At 69.9% G+C, this 17,910-nt stretch carries 20 protein-coding genes; 4 read left to right on the top strand and 16 right to left on the bottom strand.

Annotated elements, in window-relative coordinates; translation table 11 throughout:
- Nucleotides 1-154 precede the first annotated feature (154 nt).
- The 7 genes from FEF34_RS20885 to FEF34_RS20855 form a co-directional block, all read right to left on the bottom strand.
- A complete protein-coding gene (locus FEF34_RS20885; RefSeq protein ID WP_138054519.1) occupies nucleotides 155-1,837 on the bottom strand; it encodes a DoxX family membrane protein in 1,683 nt (560 codons plus the stop codon).
- A 228-nt stretch (nucleotides 1,838-2,065) separates the two neighbouring features.
- Nucleotides 2,066-3,016, bottom strand: coding sequence for a 23S rRNA (guanosine(2251)-2'-O)-methyltransferase RlmB (gene rlmB, locus FEF34_RS20880; RefSeq protein WP_138054518.1), 951 nt, complete (start codon nucleotides 3,014-3,016; stop codon nucleotides 2,066-2,068).
- 116 nt (nucleotides 3,017-3,132) lie between these two features.
- Nucleotides 3,133-4,533, bottom strand: coding sequence for a cysteine--tRNA ligase (cysS, locus tag FEF34_RS20875; protein ID WP_138054517.1), 1,401 nt, complete (start codon nucleotides 4,531-4,533; stop codon nucleotides 3,133-3,135).
- A gap of 96 nt (nucleotides 4,534-4,629) precedes the next feature.
- Nucleotides 4,630-5,037 carry a PPOX class F420-dependent oxidoreductase gene (locus tag FEF34_RS20870; protein WP_138054516.1) on the bottom strand — a complete coding sequence of 136 codons (408 nt, stop codon included), beginning with the start codon at nucleotides 5,035-5,037 and terminating at the stop codon, nucleotides 4,630-4,632.
- A gap of 95 nt (nucleotides 5,038-5,132) precedes the next feature.
- On the bottom strand, nucleotides 5,133-5,654 hold the full coding sequence (gene ispF, locus FEF34_RS20865; protein ID WP_138054515.1) for a 2-C-methyl-D-erythritol 2,4-cyclodiphosphate synthase: 522 nt from the start codon (nucleotides 5,652-5,654) through the stop codon (nucleotides 5,133-5,135).
- Nucleotides 5,644-6,390: a 2-C-methyl-D-erythritol 4-phosphate cytidylyltransferase gene (ispD, locus tag FEF34_RS20860; protein ID WP_138054514.1), complete on the bottom strand. Its 747-nt coding sequence runs from the start codon at nucleotides 6,388-6,390 to the stop codon at nucleotides 5,644-5,646. The genes ispF and ispD overlap by 11 nt, the downstream gene beginning before the upstream one ends.
- Before the next feature lie 438 nt (nucleotides 6,391-6,828).
- Nucleotides 6,829-7,311 carry a CarD family transcriptional regulator gene (locus FEF34_RS20855; protein WP_017945956.1) on the bottom strand — a complete coding sequence of 161 codons (483 nt, stop codon included), beginning with the start codon at nucleotides 7,309-7,311 and terminating at the stop codon, nucleotides 6,829-6,831.
- A 596-nt stretch (nucleotides 7,312-7,907) separates the two neighbouring features.
- On the opposite strand from FEF34_RS20855, the gene FEF34_RS20845 reads away from it, so the two are divergent.
- Nucleotides 7,908-8,597 (top strand): DUF461 domain-containing protein, encoded by a 690-nt coding sequence (locus FEF34_RS20845; protein WP_138054513.1) that lies wholly within the window; start codon nucleotides 7,908-7,910, stop codon nucleotides 8,595-8,597.
- A 180-nt stretch (nucleotides 8,598-8,777) separates the two neighbouring features.
- Here the strand turns inward: FEF34_RS20845 and FEF34_RS20840 are convergent, their stop codons facing one another.
- Both FEF34_RS20840 and FEF34_RS20835 read right to left on the bottom strand, forming a co-directional pair.
- On the bottom strand, nucleotides 8,778-9,458 hold the full coding sequence (locus FEF34_RS20840; RefSeq protein ID WP_064067557.1) for a response regulator transcription factor: 681 nt from the start codon (nucleotides 9,456-9,458) through the stop codon (nucleotides 8,778-8,780).
- The gene (locus FEF34_RS20835) at nucleotides 9,455-10,891 is read right to left on the bottom strand and encodes a sensor histidine kinase (protein ID WP_138054512.1); all 1,437 of its coding nucleotides are present in this window, start codon (nucleotides 10,889-10,891) and stop codon (nucleotides 9,455-9,457) included. Before FEF34_RS20835 ends, FEF34_RS20840 begins: the two co-directional genes overlap by 4 nt.
- Nucleotides 10,892-11,089: 198 nt before the next feature.
- Here FEF34_RS20835 and phoU point away from each other — a divergent pair, with 198 nt between their 5' ends.
- A complete protein-coding gene (phoU, locus tag FEF34_RS20830) occupies nucleotides 11,090-11,767 on the top strand; it encodes a phosphate signaling complex protein PhoU (protein ID WP_093661104.1) in 678 nt (225 codons plus the stop codon).
- 231 nt (nucleotides 11,768-11,998) lie between these two features.
- Nucleotides 11,999-12,148: a hypothetical protein gene (locus FEF34_RS41375; RefSeq protein ID WP_171053031.1), complete on the top strand. Its 150-nt coding sequence runs from the start codon at nucleotides 11,999-12,001 to the stop codon at nucleotides 12,146-12,148.
- A gap of 142 nt (nucleotides 12,149-12,290) precedes the next feature.
- Here the strand turns inward: FEF34_RS41375 and FEF34_RS20825 are convergent, their stop codons facing one another.
- The 4 genes from FEF34_RS20825 to FEF34_RS20810 form a co-directional block, all read right to left on the bottom strand.
- Nucleotides 12,291-12,764, bottom strand: coding sequence for a GNAT family N-acetyltransferase (locus FEF34_RS20825; RefSeq protein WP_138054511.1), 474 nt, complete (start codon nucleotides 12,762-12,764; stop codon nucleotides 12,291-12,293).
- 70 nt (nucleotides 12,765-12,834) lie between these two features.
- Complete coding sequence (locus tag FEF34_RS20820) at nucleotides 12,835-13,077, bottom strand: hypothetical protein (RefSeq protein WP_234042480.1); 243 nt, start codon at nucleotides 13,075-13,077, stop codon at nucleotides 12,835-12,837.
- Between the two features lie 845 nt (nucleotides 13,078-13,922).
- The gene (locus FEF34_RS20815) at nucleotides 13,923-14,369 is read right to left on the bottom strand and encodes a hypothetical protein (protein ID WP_138054510.1); all 447 of its coding nucleotides are present in this window, start codon (nucleotides 14,367-14,369) and stop codon (nucleotides 13,923-13,925) included.
- Complete coding sequence (locus tag FEF34_RS20810; RefSeq protein WP_138054509.1) at nucleotides 14,369-14,878, bottom strand: hypothetical protein; 510 nt, start codon at nucleotides 14,876-14,878, stop codon at nucleotides 14,369-14,371. Before FEF34_RS20810 ends, FEF34_RS20815 begins: the two co-directional genes overlap by 1 nt.
- Nucleotides 14,879-15,233: 355 nt before the next feature.
- Between FEF34_RS20810 and FEF34_RS20805 the strand changes: the two genes are divergently transcribed.
- Entirely contained in the window at nucleotides 15,234-16,328 is a 1,095-nt protein-coding gene (locus tag FEF34_RS20805; RefSeq protein WP_138051939.1) for an IS630 family transposase, read from the top strand.
- Between the two features lie 393 nt (nucleotides 16,329-16,721).
- Here FEF34_RS20805 and FEF34_RS43020 read toward each other — a convergent pair whose 3' ends face one another.
- The 3 genes from FEF34_RS43020 to FEF34_RS20790 are packed head-to-tail and all read right to left on the bottom strand — an operon-like array spanning nucleotide 16,722 to nucleotide 17,865.
- Nucleotides 16,722-17,099 carry a hypothetical protein gene (locus FEF34_RS43020; RefSeq protein ID WP_138054508.1) on the bottom strand — a complete coding sequence of 126 codons (378 nt, stop codon included), beginning with the start codon at nucleotides 17,097-17,099 and terminating at the stop codon, nucleotides 16,722-16,724.
- Entirely contained in the window at nucleotides 17,096-17,443 is a 348-nt protein-coding gene (locus FEF34_RS20795) for a hypothetical protein (protein WP_138054507.1), read from the bottom strand. The genes FEF34_RS43020 and FEF34_RS20795 overlap by 4 nt, the downstream gene beginning before the upstream one ends.
- On the bottom strand, nucleotides 17,437-17,865 hold the full coding sequence (locus FEF34_RS20790) for an ATP-binding protein (protein ID WP_138054506.1): 429 nt from the start codon (nucleotides 17,863-17,865) through the stop codon (nucleotides 17,437-17,439). Before FEF34_RS20790 ends, FEF34_RS20795 begins: the two co-directional genes overlap by 7 nt.
- Nucleotides 17,866-17,910: the final 45 nt, after the last annotated feature.

Genomic DNA, 17,910 nt, shown 5'->3' with positions numbered 1-17,910 from the left:
CAGGCGTCGCGGGCCGGAGGGCCTTTCGCAACGCGCCCTGGAAGACCGATGAAGATCTTGCTCCGGCCGCCCGGCTCACCCCGGATTGCCGGCAAATGTCAATCGCCGCAAACCAGGGCAGACCGGGCCCAGTTTCAAGATCTTCAGGACGCTTCTAGCCGAGGAGTCCGCCGATCGGGTTCCGGTTGCCGCCGCTACCACCGCCGTTGCCGCCACCCGTACCGCCGTTGCCGCCTCCGCCGTCGGAGCCGCCGACAGAAGCACCCGTACCGCCGTCCGTGCCACCGGAGTCGCCGGCTCCGGACGAGGACGGGCCCGAGCTGCCGGACGGCGGGTCCACGGGCTCGGACTGAACGGGCGCCTGCTGCCCGTCGGTGCCCCGGGACTCGCTGGGCCGGCCCACCTCGCCCGCACTGCCGGTCTCGCCGGCCGTCTCGGACGGCTCGGCCCGCTCCGCGGGGGGACTGCTCGACTCGCTCCTGGCGGGCTGGGCGCTCCGCTCGGCCTGCTGGGTCGGGCTGCGCCGCCCGGCCTCGCTGGGGAGCGCGGTGCCCGGGAGATGGTTGGTCGGGTCCGCGTTCGGGCCCGGGACGGTCACGAGTTCCGTGGAGCGTACGGCGCCGCCCAGGACCGAGCCCACCAGCAGCGTCAGACCGACGACGACGGCGGCGACGATGCCGCCGCGCCGCAGTACACGGCGCCGCAGCTCCCACAGTTCGGAACGCGGGCCGAGCTTGCGCCAGGCCTCACCCGCGAGGCGGCCGTCGACGGAGTAGACGGGTGCGCCGGCGATGATCAGCGGCGACCAGGCGGCGAGGTTCATGATGTCCGGCGCGTCGTACACCGGGACCGTCCGCCAGCTGACCGTCATGATCAGGGCGGCGGACAGCGACGCGCCCACAACGGCCGCGACGCGCTGCCACAGACCGAGGACGGTGAGCACGCCGACCACGACCTGGAGGAACGCGACGGTGAGCCCCGCGCCGACCGGGTGGGCGAGGGCGAAGTCGCGCAGGGGCTCCGCGAGGGTCCAGGGCTCCAGGGATGCCAGCCACTTGATCATGGAGCCGCGCTCGCCGCCGTCGAAGTAGACGGGGTCGCAGAGCTTGCCCATGCCGGCGTAGACGGAGATAAGGCCGAGGAAGACGCGGAGCGGGAGCAGGACGACGCCGAGGTTCATCCGGCGGCCGGGGTAGTAGGCGTGCCGGACGCCGCCGTGCGAGGCGGTCGCGGTCCGGCGGCCGTCGCGGGGACCGAATTCGGTCGCCTCCTCGGCCTCCTCGCCATACGGCTCGTAGGCGTCGTACGCGCCCTCCGCCTGCCGCATCGAGGGCAGCAACGGCTCCCGTCGCTGGGCGCCGATGACGGGAGTGGACAGGGTGTCAGGGGCGGAGGCCACGTCGGCCCGGGGCATGACCTGCGTGGCGGCGCCGAGGTCGAGGCCGTGCCCGCCGTCGAAGGGCCGGGTGTCGTCGAACGCGGGACGGCCGTCGTACCCGCGGCCGTCGTAACGGCGCCCGGCATGGGTGATGGATCCGGCACTGCGCACGGCCTGCAGCAGCCCCGAGGCTCCGGGGTCGCCCGGGGCGGACTTCCCGCTCCATACGACGGGTGCCCGGCGCCGCGCCACGGTACGCGCACCGGCACCGCTGAGGGCGGGGATCCTGGTGGTGTCGACCATCCCCCGGACGGGGCGCCTGGTCTGACTGGGGCCGAGCTTCACGCGGAAGCTGGCGTGGTTCACGATGACCTGCGCCGGGTCGCAGTCCACCTTGGGGGTGTTCAGGGGGAGCTGATCGTCGAACCCGGGCCGGGGCGTTCTGGTGTCCACACTCATCTAACCGAGTGACCTGTCCTTAGGACACTGCCTTGACGGCCCCGGAATGTCCGAGACCCGTCAAGATCGTTCCCGGCTCGGATGCCGCCCTGCGGCCCGGCGCGGAGTGTGCGCCGGGCATACACCCCGGACGTGCGCCGACTTGGACCCACGCCCCCGGCTCCGAACGCGCCGGCGGCCTCCCCGGGGCGTTGCCGACCCCGGGTCCGAGGGTGCGGGCGGCCTCCGTCAGCCCCGGCGGCGCGCCGCCTCGTAGAGGACCACGCCCGCCGCGACCCCGGCGTTGAGGGACTCCGCCCCGCCCGGCATGGGGATACGGACGCGGAAGTCGCAGGTCTCGCCGACGAGTCGGGACAGCCCCTTGCCCTCGCTGCCGACGACGATGACGACCGGCCCGTCGAGGGCCTCCAGCTCTCCGACCTCGACCTCGCCGTCCGCCGCGAGGCCGACCACGGTGATGCCCGCCTTCTGGTAGGCCTCCAGGGCCCGGGTCAGATTGGTGGCACGGGCCACCGGAGTACGGGCCGCGGTACCGGCGGAGGTCTTCCACGCCCCTGCGGTCATGCCCGCCGCCCGGCGCTCCGGCACCACCACGCCGTGTCCGCCGAACGCCGCGACGGAACGGACGACGGCGCCCAGGTTCCGCGGGTCGGTGACCCCGTCGAGGGCAACGATCAGCGGGTCCTCGCCGTCGTCGAAGGCGGCGGCCGCGAGGTCCTCGGGATGGGCGTACTCGTACGGCGGGACCTGCAGGACGAGGCCCTGGTGGTTGAGCCCGTTCGTCATCCGGTCCAGTTCGGCGCGCGGCGCCTCCATCAGGTGGATGTTGCCGCGCTGCCCGGCGAGCTGCAGCGCATCTCGCACCCGCTCGTCGTTGTCGATGAACTGCTGGACGTACAGGGTCGTCGCGGGCACGCCGTCGCGCAGCGCCTCGAAGACGGGGTTGCGTCCGACGACCATCTCGGACGAGCCCCTGCCGCCGCGGCGGGCGACGGGACGCCGCTGGGCCTGCTTGGCCTTGGCGTTGGCGATGCGGTTCTTCGCATGGCCCTTGCGCGCGGACGCGGGCGGGGTCGGGCCCTTGCCCTCGAGGGAGCGGCGCCGCTTGCCACCGCTGCCGACCGTCGCGCCCTTCTTGTTGGACGTGCGGCGGTTCCTGCGCTGGCTGTTCCCGGCCATGACTACCTGTTTCCCTGGATCCTCGTGGGTCCCGGACGGTGCCGCTCGGGTCCCATGTGCAGTACGTACGTATGAAAGTGTGCCGCCCGGATCCCCGGGCGGCACATTGTCGCCGGTCAGCGCGGTGCGAGTGTCCAGCGCGGGCCGTCGGGGCCGTCCTCGACGGCCAGCCCGGACTGGTTCAGCTGGTCGCGGATCGCGTCGGCGGTGGCCCAGTCCTTGCGGGCCCGTGCCGACTCGCGCTGCTGGAGGACGAGCTGGACGAGCGTGTCGACCACGCCGTGCAGGTCCTGACCGCGGTCGGCCTCGCCGGCCCAGTGCGGGGCCAGCGGGTCGAGACCGAGGACGCCGAGCATGGCACGCACCTCGGCGAGCCGGGCGACGGCCTCTTCCTTGTCGTCGGCGGCCAGCGCCGAGTTGCCCTGGCGCACGGTGGTGTGGACGATCGCGAGCGCCTGGGGGACGCCCAGGTCGTCGTCCATGGCCTCGGCGAACGCGGGCGGCACCTCGGCGGCGGGAGCGACCGTCTCGCCCGCCTTCTCGGTGACCCGCTGGATGAAGCCCTCGATCCGCGCGAACGCCGACTCGGCCTCGCGCAGGGCCTCCTCGCTGTACTCGATCATCGAGCGGTAGTGCGGGGTGCCCAGGTAGTAGCGCAGGACGATGGGCCGCCACTTCCTGACCATCTCGCTGACGAGAACCGAGTTGCCGAGCGACTTCGACATCTTCTCGCCGCTCATGGTCACCCAGGCGTTGTGCACCCAGTACGACGCGAAGTCGTCGCCGAAGGCCTTGGCCTGCGCGATCTCGTTCTCGTGGTGGGGGAAGACCAGGTCGAGCCCGCCGCCGTGGATGTCGAAGGCGGCACCGAGGTACTTGTGGGCCATGGCCGAGCACTCCAGGTGCCAGCCGGGCCGGCCGCGTCCCCACGGGGTCTCCCAGGACGGCTCACCCGGCCGCTCCGCCTTCCACATGGCGAAGTCCCGTGCGTCGCGCTTGCCGGTCTCGTTCTCCCCGGTGGGCTGACGCAGATCGTCGATGTCCTGGTTGGAGAGTTCGAGGTAGCCCGGGAACGACCGCACGTCGAAGTAGACGTTGCCGTCGGCCTCGTAGGCGTGGCCGCGCTCGATGAGGCCGCGCATCATCTCGACCATCTCGGTGATGTGGCCGGTGGCGCGCGGCTCGTAGCTGGGCGGCAGGCAGCCGAGGGCCTCGTAGCCCGCGTTGAACGCGCGCTCGTTCTCGTACCCGATCACCCACCAGGGGCGTCCCTGGTCGGCCGCCTTGGTGATGATCTTGTCGTCGATGTCCGTCACGTTGCGGATGAACGTGACGTCGTAGCCGCGGTACTCGAACCAGCGGCGCATGATGTCGAAGTTGAGTCCCGACCGGATGTGCCCGATGTGCGGGGCGGACTGCACGGTCGCGCCGCACAGGTAGATCGAGACACAGCCCGGCGTGAGCGGGACGAAGTCGCGGATCTGCCGGGCGCTGGTGTCGTACAGCCGAATAGTCACGCCTCAAGAGTAGTGGGCCGTCGGCAGTGCCCCGCGCCCTCGCGGGACGCGGGGACTGGATTGTGACCGGGGCGGCGGTCCACGACCGCGGCCGGTTCAGGCGAGCGGTCCGACGACCTTCCGCGGCGTGATCCGGACGACCACGCGCGGCGCGTCCTTGCCCGACTCCGGGTTGAATTCGGCGTACCTCTTGCCGGTGTACTTCATCGACAGCTCGTCGATCAGCTCCTGGCCGCCCTGCTCGGTGAGGGTGACGGTGCCGCGGACCTCTGCGTAGACGTACGGCTCGTCGAAGGGCTGGACGACCACGGTGGCCCGCTGGTCGCGCCGGAGGTTCTTCTCCTTGCGCCGGCCGAGGGTCGTGGAGATCAGCAGGTCGTCACCGTCCCGCTTGACCCAGACCGGGGAGACCTGGGGACTGCCGTCGGGCTGGATGGTGGCGAGATCGACGAACACGGGGCCGTCGAGAATGTCCTTGAGCTTGTCGCTGAGTGCGGCGGTCACGGTGCGGTCCTTCCTGGACTGCGGCGCGCTGGGATGCGTGCGCAGGAGTTCGTTGACGTCACAACCGCTCTACCCCACCGAGAGTCCCGTACGGCTCAGGACGCGCGGTAGACGAGGGCCGTGGCGATCGCGGCCAGTCCTTCGGCCCTGCCGGTCAGCCCGAGCCCGTCGGTCGTCGTGCCGGAGACCGCGACCGGAGCGCCCGCCGCGGCGCTCAGCGCCTTCTGCGCCTCGTCCCGACGCTTGCCGATCTTCGGGCGCACGCCGATGACCTGCACCGCGATGTTGCCGATCTCGAAGCCCCCGGCCCGCACGATCCTCGCCGCCTCGGCGAGCAGCGTGACGCCGGAGGCGCCTGACCACTCGGGACGGCCCGTCCCGAAATGGGCGCCGAGGTCGCCGACGCCGGCGGCGGAGAACAGGGCGTCGCAGGCGGCGTGGGCGGCCACGTCCCCGTCGGAGTGGCCGGCGAGGCCCCAGCCGTCGGAGTCCTCCCAGAGCAGTCCCGCGCACCACAGTTCGCGGCCCTGCTCGAAGGCGTGGACGTCGGTGCCGATGCCGACGAGCGGCAGGGCGGGGGTGGGCGCCGCGGGCGGCACCGGCGGGTCAGAAGCCATCGTTGGCCCTCCTGCGGGCGAGCACGGCCTCGGCGAGGAGGAGGTCGAGCGGACGGGTCACCTTGAACGCCTCCTCGTGCCCGGGCACGACCACCACCGGGGCGCCGAGCCGCTCGACCATCCCCGCGTCGTCGGTGGCACCCTCACCGCTGACCGCGACGGTCTCGTGGGCGCGGACGAGCGTGCCGCGATCGAAGCCCTGCGGCGTCTGCACGGCGCGCAGCCGCGCACGCTCGGGGGTGGCGACGACGGGCTCGGGCTCGCCCTTCTCCCGCGGCTCGACCTCCTTGACGGTGTCGGCGAGCGGCAGGGCGGGGACGACGGCCGGCGCCCCGTCGAACACGGCCGCGATCACGGCGTCGACCGTGTCGACGGGGACGAGCGGGCGGGCCGCGTCGTGCACGAGGACGGTGCCGATGTTCTCGGGAAGCGCTTCGAGGCCGAGGCGTACGGACTCCTGGCGGGTGTCGCCGCCCGGCACGACGAGGTAGTCGGTCCGCTCGGGGAGCGCGTGCGCGTCGAGGAGGTTCTTGACCTCGGGGGCACCGTCCGGAGGGGCGACCACGACGACGAGCGAGACGGCGCGTGAGGCCGCCATGGCGCGTACGGCGTGGATCAGCATGGGCGTGCCGTTGAGCGCGCGGAGCGCCTTGGGGGCGCCCGGGCCGAGCCGGACGCCCCGGCCTGCCGCGGGAATCACCACGGCGGTGCGGCCCGTGCGCGTCTGTTCTGACATCGGTTCCACTCCGGAGATCAAAGTCGCGGAAAGTCGCGGGAAGCCGCCGGAAGCCGGAAAGGAACGGCCTCCTGTTTTCGGCATGCCCAGGGGGAATTGACATGGCCAGGTTTGTTCACTCGGCCGATATGGGTATGGCCTGGGCGTACCCCGACCGACGGTTGGGGAGCGCCGGGCGCGACGCCCTCGACCGGACCCTTCCGTGACGACCGGTCGAGCCGGCCGTCCGCCCGGCCCGGCACGCCGGAGGGCAGGGGACGGGGGGACACGCAGCGGGAACGGAACGACGAGCGGTGGGCGCGGTAAACATGCCGCAGTGCCCGGCGACACAACCTTCCAGCTGGGTCAGCGGGCACCGCGGCATTCAGTTCTGCACCGTAGACACGCGCCTGGCGACCGGAACACCGGCTTCAGGCCCCTACCACAGCAGGACGCGCGTCAGGACGCGAGGACCTCGTCGAGCAGGGCCTCGGCCTTGTCCTCGTTGGTGTTCTCCGCGAGAGCCAGCTCGCTCACCAGGATCTGGCGAGCCTTGGCCAGCATGCGCTTCTCTCCGGCGGAGAGACCGCGCTCACGCTCGCGGCGCCACAGGTCACGCACCACTTCGGCGACCTTGATGACGTCGCCGGAGGCGAGCTTCTCGAGATTCGCCTTGTAGCGACGGGACCAGTTCGTCGGCTCCTCGGCGTACGGCGCACGCAGCACGTCGAAGACCCGGTCCAGCCCGTCCTGACCGACCACGTCGCGCACGCCGACGAGATCCGCATTGTCCGCCGGCACACGAACCGTCAAGTCGCCCTGAGCGACCTTGAGCACCAAGTAGGTCTTGTCCACGCCTTTGATCTGGCGAGTTTCGATGGCCTCGATCAGCGCGGCCCCGTGATGGGGATAGACCACGGTGTCGCCAACCTTGAACGTCATGTGACAGGTACCCCTTCCGTGGCTATCCAGGGTAACACGAGAACGGCTTCTTCTGAATGGCGTTTTCGCAGGTCAGGGCATATCTCGGGGCTTGACAACAGCAACAGGGACGTGCTGCGGGCGGCTTCCGGAAGGGGGTATTCGCAGGTGAGAGCGGCTGCACGGGCGCCTGGAAACGCGGGCGTTACCCGCCTCACAACCCCCTTCAGAGCGGACAAAAGTCCCGATTTGCCGGGTTCCCAGCAGTCTACTTCGTCTACTCCGTTCGAGGCTCGGTCACCCGTCCGGCGGGACACCCGAGAAGGAATCACGAATTGATCATCCGGAGATCGCCGGACGATCACAGGAGGATCACCGCGGCCCCGTCGCGGCTTTCCGGCGGAATGCGCGGCGGCGGCGGAATTGGCGACGACGCTTATGTGAACGACGGATGAAATCCGGCCGGGAGCACGGTTCGGATCCGGCTGCGGGAGGGCGGCCGGGGCGCCCCGGCCGTGTCGGGGCGGGTCGGGTGCGGGGCGCCGACGGGGGGTCGGTAACCTAAGCCCGCTGACCGATCTTCACCCCGTCCGTACGTCCTAGGAGATGCCGCCGCCGTGAGCAGCAGCCTTCGACGCGGCGCCCTCGCCGCGACCGCCCTCCTGATCTCGATCGCCTCCCTCTCCGCATGCGCCGCGGGCAACGACGCGCAGACGCTCGGCGTCAGGCCGGACAACGCCGAGACCTCGGTGGGCGACATCAAGATCCAGAACGCGACGGTGATCACCCAGCCGCAGCCCGGCGTCCAGGGCCAGGCCGCCGTGTCGGCGACCCTGTTCAACGACGGCACCAAGGAGCAGACGCTCGACTCCGTCACGCTGCCGGGCACCAAGTCGACGGTGAAGCTGTCCGCCGCCACCGGTTCCGGCCCGATCACGCTGGCGCCCGGCGGCTCGGTCGTCCTGGGTGGCAAGGGCAACCCCTCCGGCGTCATCGAGAACAGCACCGAGGCCGGCCGGCTCGGCGACGTCCAGCGGATCGTGTTCCGCTTCAGCGAGACCGGCGACGTCACGATCGACGCCTTCGTCGTCCCGGCCGCCGACTACTACCGCGACTACGGTCCGTCCAGCCTGCCCCAGCCCCCGGCTTCGTCCCCGGCCGCCAGCCCGGCGGGCTCGGCCCCGGCGGAGGGCGCCCACGGCAACGAGGCCGAGGACGGCGAGGGAGGGGAGCCGGGGGACGGTGAGCAGAGCGGCGAGCCGACTCCGTCGGACTCCGCCTCCGCGTCCCAGGACGCGGGTCACTGACACCCGTCGCGCACGGCGCGTGAGGCGGGGCGCGACGCCCCGCAGCCCGCGCCCGTGTCCCGGCGCCGCACCGAGCAGACGAAGGCGGCCCCGCCAGGAAGTCCTGGCGGGGCCGCCTTCGCAGGTGTCGTGCGGGGCCGGGGCGCCGCCCCAGCGACCGCGGGCGCGGCCGGGACCGGTCTACGGCTCGAACTTGTAGCCGAGGCCGCGCACCGTCACCAGGTAGCGCGGCGCGCCCGGGTCGGGCTCGATCTTGGCGCGGAGGCGCTTGACGTGGACGTCGAGGGTCTTGGTGTCACCCACGTAGTCCGCGCCCCACACCCGGTCGATCAGCTGCATCCGGGTCAGCACGCGGCCCGCGTTGCGCAGGAGCATCTCCAGGAGGTCGAACTCCTTCAGCGGGAGGTCGACCTTGCCGCCCGCCACCGTGACGACGTGGCGGTCTACGTCCATACGCACCGGTCCGGCCTCCAGCGCCGCCGGGGCGACCTCCTCCGGCTCACCGCGGCGGCGCAGGACCGCGCGGATGCGGGCGACCAGCTCCCGCGAGGAGAAGGGCTTCGTCACGTAGTCGTCGGCCCCTATCTCCAGGCCGACGACCTTGTCGATCTCGCTGTCCTTCGCCGTGACCATGATGACCGGGACGTTGGACCGGCCGCGCAACTGGCGGCAGACCTCGGTGCCGGGCAGTCCCGGCAGCATCAGGTCGAGCAGGACGAGGTCGGCTCCGTTGCGCTCGAACTCGTCGAGCCCCTCGGGCCCGGTGGTCGCGACGGCGACCTCGAAGCCCTCCTTGCGGAGCATGTAGGAAAGAGCGTCGCTGAAGGATTCCTCGTCCTCGACGACGAGCACTCGGGTCACGGAAGGACCTCCGGGGCAGGCAGTGGTTCGCGTGGTGCGGTCCGAAGATGAGGACCGGGAGGGGAGTCGGGGTCCGGATCGCGGCGGTGGCCCGGCTCCGCACCGGGATCTGCCCGGTGAGCGGAGGCGGCGTCGGGATCGGGACCGGAGTCGGGAGCGAAATCGGGACCGGAGTCGGGATCGGGATCCGGATCGGAGGCCGGATCGGAGTCGTAGGGTCCGTCGTCGGCGAGGTCGCCGCCCGGGACGTGCGTACGGTCCCTGACGGAGCCGGCCTCCGGCAACCGCAGGGTGAAGGTGGAGCCCTGGCCCTCCGTGCTCCACACCGTGACCTCCCCGCCGTGCGAGGCGGCCACGTGCTTGACGATGGCCAGGCCCAGACCGGTACCGCCGGTCGCGCGGGAGCGGGCGGGGTCGACGCGGTAGAAGCGTTCGAAGATCCGCTCGCGGTCCTTCTCCGAGATGCCGATGCCCTGGTCGGTCACGGCGATCTCGATCTGGTCCCCGCCGGGTGCGGTGACACGGCGTGCGGCGATGCCGACGCGCGTGCGGGCCGGGGAGTAGTTGACGGCGTTCTCGACGAGATTGCCGAGGGCCGCCGCCAGCTGGCCCCGGTTGCCCCAGACGTGCAGGCCGGTGGTGCCGTCGCCCCGGGCGGTGCCCCCGACGGCCATGGTGATCTGCTTGGTGGACGCCGTGTGGCGGGACCGGTCGATGGCCTCCGCGACCAGTTCGTCCACGCGTACGGGCTCGGCATCCTCCAGCGGGTTGTCGTTCTGCACCCGGGAGAGGTCGATGAGCTCCTGTACGAGGTTGGTGAGCCGGGTCGCCTCGATCTGCATCCGGCCGGCGAAGCGGGTGACCGCCTCGGGGTCGTCGGAGGCGTCCATGACGGCCTCGGAGAGCAGGGAGAGCGCGCCGACCGGCGTCTTGAGCTCATGGCTCACATTGGCGACGAAGTCGCGCCGTACCGCTTCGATGCGCCGGGCCTCGGTGAGGTCCTCCACGAGGAGCAGCACCAGCCGGGAGCCCAGCGGCGCGACCCGGGCGGAGACGGCGAGCGCCTCGCCGCGTCCGGTACCGCGACGCGGCAGGTCGAGCTCCACCTGCCGTATCTCGCCGTCGCGGCGCGTGTCGCGGGCCATGTGGAGCATGGGCTCCACGGCCAGCTTCCCGCCCCTGACCAGGCCGAGCGCGTACGCGGCCGAGCTGGCCTTGACGACGGAGTCGCTCTCGTCGAGCACGACCGCCGAAGAGCGCAGCACGGAGAGCACGGTGTCGACACCGGGCGGCAGGACGGCGTCCGTGTGCAGGGAGGTCCGGGTGGGTCTCGCCTGGTCGCGCTCGCTCCAGCGGAACGCCAGCATGGCGATCACGCCGGTGCACACCCCGGCGATCGCGGCCAATGCGGCGACCGCCGCGTTCACGTCCATGCATCCAGGTTATGCACCCTCGCCGCGGCTCTCCCAGCCATCCGAGTGGCACCTCGAACAGTCGTCGCCCAGAGTTCACCGAGGGGAAGGGAGCGGTTCACTTGGGAGGATGGATCCGGACGCGTTGCGGACGGAACGTGGGAGCGTGGGGGTTCAGCCCCACCCGGACCCCTGACGCATTCAAGAGAGGGAACCCCCATGCGGGACGCGTACCACGAGGAACTGGACTCGATCGGCGAAGGCCTCGTCGAGATGGCCAGGCTGGTCGGCTCGGCGATCGGGCGCGCCACCACGGCCATGCTCGACGCCGATCTCAAGCTCGCGGAGAGTGTGATCGCCGCGGACCAGAAGGTCGACGATCTGCAGCACGACCTGGAGGCCCGGGCGATAGCCCTGCTCGCCCGCCAGCAGCCGGTCGCGACGGACCTCCGCATCGTGGTGACCTCGCTGCGGATGAGCGCGGACCTGGAGCGCTCCGGCGACCTGGCCCAGCACGTGGCCAAGCTCGCCCGGCTGCGCTTCCCGGACTCGGCGGTCCCGCGGGACCTGCACGCCACCATCCTGGAGATGGGGCAGCTCGCGCAGCGCCTGATGGCGAAGGCCGCGGAGGTCATCATCACCAAGGACGTCGACCTGGCGCTCCAGCTGGAGACCGACGACGACGAGATGGACCTGCTGCACCGCACCCTCTTCACGCATCTGATCGACGACCGCTGGAAGCACGGCATCGAGACCGCGGTCGACGTCACGCTGCTCGGGCGCTACTACGAGCGGTACGCCGACCACGCCGTGGCCGTGGCCAAGCGCGTCGTGTACCTGGTCACGGGCGAGCACGCCGACGAGCTGCAGCCGGAGACGCGGGTCGAGGGCGCGTGACGGGCCGACGGGGCGTCGGAGTCGGGAGCACGTGACAGACCCGGTCGGCTGTGGGCTGCGGCGTGCGAGCGGTACTTCGACCGGGCCCGGCGGCGTGCCGTCGAGCAGCGATTCGACCGGGCGGGCACGAACGGCTCACGTCGACATCGCCTCCGTGCGCCGTTGATGCGCCGGGCCGAGTGGGCATGCAATGGGGAGAGGCGTCGAAGGTGCGCCTTTGAGGAGGATCCCATGGCCGACTCCCCCACGACCGACCCGCGCCAGGAAGTGTCCGTCGAAGCGCCCCAGGAGCCGCGCCGGCTCCCGTTGCTCGGTGCCTGCGGCTGCGGCTCGGGCTGCGGCTGCGGCTGCCAGTCGGGCGCGCCGTGCCAGTGCGGCTGACCGTTCATGCGCCCGATGGGCCCCGTCCGCGCGGACGGGGCCCATCGGCCTGCCGGGGCGAACGGCCTCTCGTGGTGAACGGCCGTCGGACGACCCGGTGCGAGCGGCCGGAGCGGACCGCGCTACCGAGGCCCATGGCCGCTCACGAGGCGGCAGCCAGGTCCAGTACTCCCACGGTCTGGCCACCGCTCGTCTCGCCGGTGGTCCGGAAGCCCAACTTCAGGTAGAACGCACCGGGCCCGGCCTCCCCCGGCTCCCAGGTCGTGAAGAGGCGGTCCCGTCCGCGCCGCCTGATCTCCTCGGCGACGGCGCGCACGGCGAAACGCCCGTACCCGCGTCCCTGTCCGTCCGCGGCGATGTTCAGCCGCCACAGACCGCTGCGCCGGTCCTCGGGGTCCACGGCCGGGTTCCACGCGATGTCGAGGAACGCCATGACGAAGCCCACGGGTCGGTCCCCGTCGACCATCAGCCGCGGCCAGGCCGTGTCGCCCCACGCGTACGCCTCGGCGAGCGAGACCGCGACCGGCTCGACGTTCTTCTCCTGCTCAGGCCGTACGCGCAGCCTGAGCGCGGCTTCCACGTTGTCCGGCGTGATCTTCTCCAGGCGCAAGGTCATGCGCGCACGCTAACAACGAACTCACCCCCGCCCGGGGGCGGTTCGTTGCCGATCGTGCTGTCGCCCGTGCTCACCTCACGGCGACGAGGATGACCACGACGTCGTTGAAGTTCCTGTCGAAGTTGTCGTAGTACCGGTCGTGGTACCGGTAGTCGCGGTAGTCGTCGTAGTAACCGCAGCCCCCGCCCCTCCAGTCGGAACATCCACGATCAGCCGTGACCTGGCTCGCGGCGTACGCCCCGGTTGCCGGCATCACTCCGAGTGCGAGCCCTGCGGCTCCTGCCGACAACGCGGCTACGATCCTGCGGCGCATTCCCATGCACCTCCGACCATGAAGAATTAATCGGACTTTCAGGGCATTTCCAGCGTCCTCCCCCTACGAGGACCTGTCAAAGAGAACGCCCTCGCAGTTCGTGCCGGACGACGGCCCTCACCTCGCCTGCCCCCGCAGCGGGCCGGTTGCCCCGGATGCCGCGCCACGGCGCCCCCTGCCGGGGCATACCCCGCCCGCCGATTACCCCCACGAAAACGCCCCCGCTCCGGCACTCGTGGGTGCGGAGCGGAGGCGTGGTCGCGATCTCTACTTCTTCTTGCCCCGGGTCTTGCGACCGATCTTGGCGACCTGGGTTTTCGCTGGTCGGTGCGCTGCTCGGCTGCGTCTAAATGGTCCTCATTGGTTATCGTTGGTCGCTGCCGAGCGGCCTCGGACGGCCCAGAGACGGCCCCGCGCTGAGGCCGATCCCCTCGATGCGAACTACGGGCATGGTGGTCGCTGAGGTCGGCTGGGCTGGCCGCTCGGCCTCACGAGTGCGTTGGGGGTCGGCTGCGGTCGCCACGGTTGCCGTACTCCGCTGCTGTACAGCATGGAGCTGACCACCGCCTTAGGAGTTCAATCTGGGACCGTTCCGGCTGCTGCTGCCTACCGATGCGGCGGCCGGACGAAGACGCTGGTGTGCGCCTCCGTCCGGCTCCGTTGATGTCAGCCGTGGATGTCAGGAGCCTTCTGATCCGTAGCTCTAGCCGGATCGGTCAGCGACGGCCATTGCGGCCGGTACCGGGCCCCTGAGGGACGGGGGCGGTTGCTGGGGTTACGGTACCGCGCTGCTGTACAGCACCGCCGTCACCAGTCGCTCCAGCGGGCCCGTGCGGTGTGTTCTGTCACTTGGGGACTTGGATGCTGGCGATCCACTGAACATTGTCGGTGGTCTCGATATGGAAGCGTCCTCTGCGGCCCTCAGCGAGGTCGAGCTGGTTGACGTTGATGCGGGCCTCGGTGCTCGGGCAGTCGACCGTGAACTCTCCTACTGTGTCGACAACTAGCGTGATCCTGCCGGCACCGGCGTCAGCAACGCAGTTGACGTTCACCCAGGAGACGCCCTTGGCGAGCTGGACCGGACCGAGGTCCCACGCGCCGCGCCGGGGCCCTCCGGAAGCAATCTGGCGATAGCCGGGCCTGATCTCCGGCGGCGACAGCACCACGGCCGAGGCCGGTGCCGACGGCGTGCCTGTGCGAGGTATGGGCTGACCCGAACTTGTACACGCTGTGGCCGTCACCGCGATGGCAGTGACGATGGCCGCGGACGCGGCAACGCGGGAAAGATTCATCAGGATCGGGTCTCCCAGTAGCGGAATCCGACAGCCTTATTCACGACCTTTACCCCTCCCGACGTCCGCTGGGACTTCCTGCAATTGGGGAGCTCGTAGTACTTCTCCCACGTGGCGGAGTGTCCCCAGGAGCCGTACTGCGTGTTCCCGTACCTTCCGCTTGTTATGTTCCGCCTGTACTGGTGATCGGCGCCCCAGCTGACTTCCTTGACGGATTCCCTGCTGATTTCCGCCTTTGCCTGGGCCACGGCGAAATCGACCGTCACCCCTGCGGTCCCGGAGATCGACGACCCCACCTTCTGCGCGGTGGTCCTGGTGATCACCATCGTCCCGCCAGGACCGTCCTTGTAGACCGGGCCCTTGCCGATGTGGGTGGCCTTGTAGCCGTACACGTTGCTGCGCCACCCACCCGAGCAGACGTCGGGGGCGGGGGCGGGGTCGGGGCTGTCGTCCGCGGCGACCGCAGTGACGGGAGTTAGAACGGAAGCTGCGATCGCAGCCGAAGTCATTACGACGGAGATCTTTCGAATGCGTGCCATATCGAGCGCTTTCCCCCTGTTTCGATGCGGAACATTCTGTTCTATCCGTGGTCGCGGACTGGGAGAGTCAAGCATCGCAACAGCGCCTTGAGACCGCATCTTCGGGAGTATTTACCCGACCGTGACAACTTGATCTTTATTTGAGGTTCCACGTGGCCTGATCGCGCCACTCTTCCGTAATAGCGGCGCGAAGGTGTCTTGCGTGGGTGCCAGAGTCGGTTCACCGATGAGAAATTTGAATAAGGTCCACACTCATGTCAGCTCTAGCCTAGTGTCTCGTGATTCCGTTAGCGTTACTTGATCTTGTGTGGCAGGGTGGCTTGGTATGGAGCTCTCCGTGGAACAGGTCGCCGAGTTGCGGGAGTTGGTGAACAGCAGGGACGTGCCTGCGGATGTCGCCACGCGGGGCCGGATCGTGCTGTGGTCGGGTGAGGGGCGCCGACGCAAGGACATTGCCGAGTTGCTCGGGGTGTCGCTGCCCACCGTGGACCGCTGGAAGACCCGTTATGCCGAGCAGGGCCTGGCGGGGCTGGACGGGGAGCGTCCCGGTGGTGCACGGGAGCAGGTACCGGCCCGGGTGCGGTCCCGAGTGATCGCGCTGACGCGTATGACACCGCCGGACGGCACGGGGCTTTCGCACTGGTCCACACGGGAGTTGGCGAAGTACCTGGAGCGGACCGAGAACGTCACCGTGTCCTGGCACTACATCGCGCGCGTCTGGCGCGAGGAGAGCCTCAAGCCGCACCGCAGTGGCACCTTCAAGATTTCGAAGGACCCGGCGTTCGCGGAGAAGGTGGCCGACGTGATCGGCCTCTACCTCGCCCCGCCGGGCGGCGCGGTGGTCCTCTCGATCGACGAGAAGACGCAGATCCAGGCGCTGGACCGAACCCAGCGGGTACTGCCCGTCGCGTTCGCGGCGAGCGAGAAGCGCACCGCCGACTACGTCCGGCACGGCACCACGAACCTGTTCGCCGCCCTGAACGTGACCACCGGCGAAGTGCTCGGCGAGTGCAGGCCGACCCGGAACGGCAAGGACTTCCTGACCTTCTTGAAGAAGGCGGTGAAACCACACGCCGGAAAGGACATCCACGTCGTCCTGGACAACCTCTCCACGCACACCACCCCAGAGGTCAAGGAGTGGCTGGCCAAGAACCCGCACGTCCACTTCCATTTCACTCCCGTCGGCTCCTCGTGGCTGAACCAGATCGAGATCTGGTTCGGAATCCTGACCCGGCAGTCCATCCGCCGCGGCACGTTCTCCAGCGTCAACGTCCTGATCAAGCAGATCCGCGACTACATCGACTCCTGGAACGAGAGCGCGAAACCGTTCACCTGGACCGCGACCGCCGGCGAGGTCCTCGCCAAAGTCCGACTCGTCGCGACCAACATGAAGAAACTCGTCAATAACAACTCGAACTGACATGAACAGGATCACGAGACACTAGGTCGTGCCAGGACTGCTGGGTCCCCTCCCGCGAGGTCGGTGAAGCGGCTTTGGGCGGGAGCTGCCATGGGGCGAGAGATCATGGCCCCGTAAGCTTCCAGCGAGTCGGGCAGTCTGTGGACCTGCCCGTTAAAGCACGACGTTGGGGCCATGATCTTCGAGGCTCGCCCCATGGTGGCTGCCTAAAGCCGTGGAGCCGACCGCCCCAGCCACATCGGGGTTCACCCTCATCAACCCTTCGCCGTTGGCGTGCGGCCGGCGGCCGGGCCGGAGCGGGGCGAAGACAGGAGCGCGGCCCGAGTCGCCGGGCCGCGCGACGCCGCGCTGTGCGCGGCGGATGCGCCTTGAACCAGTAGAGAAAGTTGTGACTCAGTCGCTTGCACGGGGCTTGAATTCGTATGCGCAGGCTGGAAGTTCGACGTTCTGCCGGTGTACAAGCGGTAGAAAGATGACCGGTCGTACCGTCCAGGTGATGCGTGTGCCGGCTTGGTCCACCGCGACTGAGCAGGATTCCGCGCGAACCAGTGCACGCCTGGTTTCGATGCGGCCTTCATACAGCCACTGCCACGCCTGTTCTGACGCTGCGGTATCAAGCGCTGGGCTGATGGTCCGCAGTGCGACGGCTATCCACCGGTCTGCCTGCGCCGCCGAGTACGCGTCGAAGGAAGCGTGGAGTGCCGGCCGTTGGTCCCTATCGAGGTTCTGGGTCCAGCACTCGCACCAGTAGCCGCGGGGGAGGACGTTCACGTGGTGCCTCCCGGCGGGTAGGCGATGAGCACGTAGCGGGTGGTCTCGTCGTACAGCGTGAGTTGGTAGGCCGTCCCCGTGGCGAGGTAGGTCAGGGCGCGCTCGTGCTCTGCCTCGTCGGTCAGCCAGTAGTGCCCTGGCTGCGCGTATGCGGCGTCGAGCTGGTCTGCGACGTGGCTCGTGCGTTCGCGTAGCCAGCGCAGTGCAAGGCGGGGGCTGGCTGCACCGTGGAATCCCAGCAGGAAGGCGCTCGTTTGGTGCAGGGGGTAGGCGGCTGCCCAGCAGCGGTAGGCACCCCAGCTGTCCTCAGTCGATAAGAGGTCCGCGGTCGTCGCTGTCAGCACGGGCGGTCTCCTGGACGGACATCCCTGTAGAGCTCCGCGGTGACGGTGTGGCCAGCGTCGCTGTCATGGACCACAACCCGGTGAGCGATCGCCGTCACCATGCCCAGGCCCCGGCCGTGCTCGGCCTCCTGGTCCCGGTGCTCGGCCTTCGGGGCCGTGCCAGTGCCGCCGTCATCCGTGACCGACAGGGCGATGACCTGAGGGGACACGGCCAGGGCCAGGTGGAAGCTGCCGGACGTGAGGCCGCTGGCGGTGTGGAGGATCGCGTTTGCGCTGAGCTCGCTCACGATCAGTTCGGCATCCTCCGCTAATGGCGAGCCGCGCAGGATGTCCCGCGTCCATCGGCGGGCTCTGCTGACCTCCTCCGGAAATCCTGGGCAACTGAGCCCCCAGACCCGAGCAGTGCTCGTATACTCGTGCATACAAGTTCCTTCGTGCTGGCAGGCCGCCATGTGCAGCGGGTTCGG

Source organism: Streptomyces marianii, assembly GCF_005795905.1.
GTDB classification, from domain to species: Bacteria; Actinomycetota; Actinomycetes; order Streptomycetales; family Streptomycetaceae; genus Streptomyces; species Streptomyces marianii.
The sequence above is the reverse complement of the archived record's forward strand: the minus strand, read 5'-3'. Positions and strand labels throughout refer to the sequence as shown.

What these genes read in the sequence shown, in the direction of transcription:
- FEF34_RS20885 (WP_138054519.1), bottom strand. Translation starts at nt 1,837, where the DNA reads ATGAGTGTGGACACCAGAACGCCCCGGCCCGGGTTCGACGATCAGCTC.
- rlmB (WP_138054518.1), bottom strand. Translation starts at nt 3,016, where the DNA reads ATGGCCGGGAACAGCCAGCGCAGGAACCGCCGCACGTCCAACAAGAAG.
- ispF (WP_138054515.1), bottom strand. Translation starts at nt 5,654, where the DNA reads ATGGCTTCTGACCCGCCGGTGCCGCCCGCGGCGCCCACCCCCGCCCTG.
- ispD (WP_138054514.1), bottom strand. Translation starts at nt 6,390, where the DNA reads ATGTCAGAACAGACGCGCACGGGCCGCACCGCCGTGGTGATTCCCGCG.
- FEF34_RS20855 (WP_017945956.1), bottom strand. Translation starts at nt 7,311, where the DNA reads ATGACGTTCAAGGTTGGCGACACCGTGGTCTATCCCCATCACGGGGCC.
- FEF34_RS20835 (WP_138054512.1), bottom strand. Translation starts at nt 10,891, where the DNA reads ATGGACGTGAACGCGGCGGTCGCCGCATTGGCCGCGATCGCCGGGGTG.
- phoU (WP_093661104.1), top strand. Translation starts at nt 11,090, where the DNA reads ATGCGGGACGCGTACCACGAGGAACTGGACTCGATCGGCGAAGGCCTC.
- FEF34_RS41375 (WP_171053031.1), top strand. Translation starts at nt 11,999, where the DNA reads ATGGCCGACTCCCCCACGACCGACCCGCGCCAGGAAGTGTCCGTCGAA.
- FEF34_RS20825 (WP_138054511.1), bottom strand. Translation starts at nt 12,764, where the DNA reads ATGACCTTGCGCCTGGAGAAGATCACGCCGGACAACGTGGAAGCCGCG.
- FEF34_RS20820 (WP_234042480.1), bottom strand. Translation starts at nt 13,077, where the DNA reads ATGCGCCGCAGGATCGTAGCCGCGTTGTCGGCAGGAGCCGCAGGGCTC.
- FEF34_RS20815 (WP_138054510.1), bottom strand. Translation starts at nt 14,369, where the DNA reads ATGAATCTTTCCCGCGTTGCCGCGTCCGCGGCCATCGTCACTGCCATC.
- FEF34_RS20810 (WP_138054509.1), bottom strand. Translation starts at nt 14,878, where the DNA reads ATGACTTCGGCTGCGATCGCAGCTTCCGTTCTAACTCCCGTCACTGCG.
- FEF34_RS20805 (WP_138051939.1), top strand. Translation starts at nt 15,234, where the DNA reads ATGGAGCTCTCCGTGGAACAGGTCGCCGAGTTGCGGGAGTTGGTGAAC.
- FEF34_RS20790 (WP_138054506.1), bottom strand. Translation starts at nt 17,865, where the DNA reads ATGCACGAGTATACGAGCACTGCTCGGGTCTGGGGGCTCAGTTGCCCA.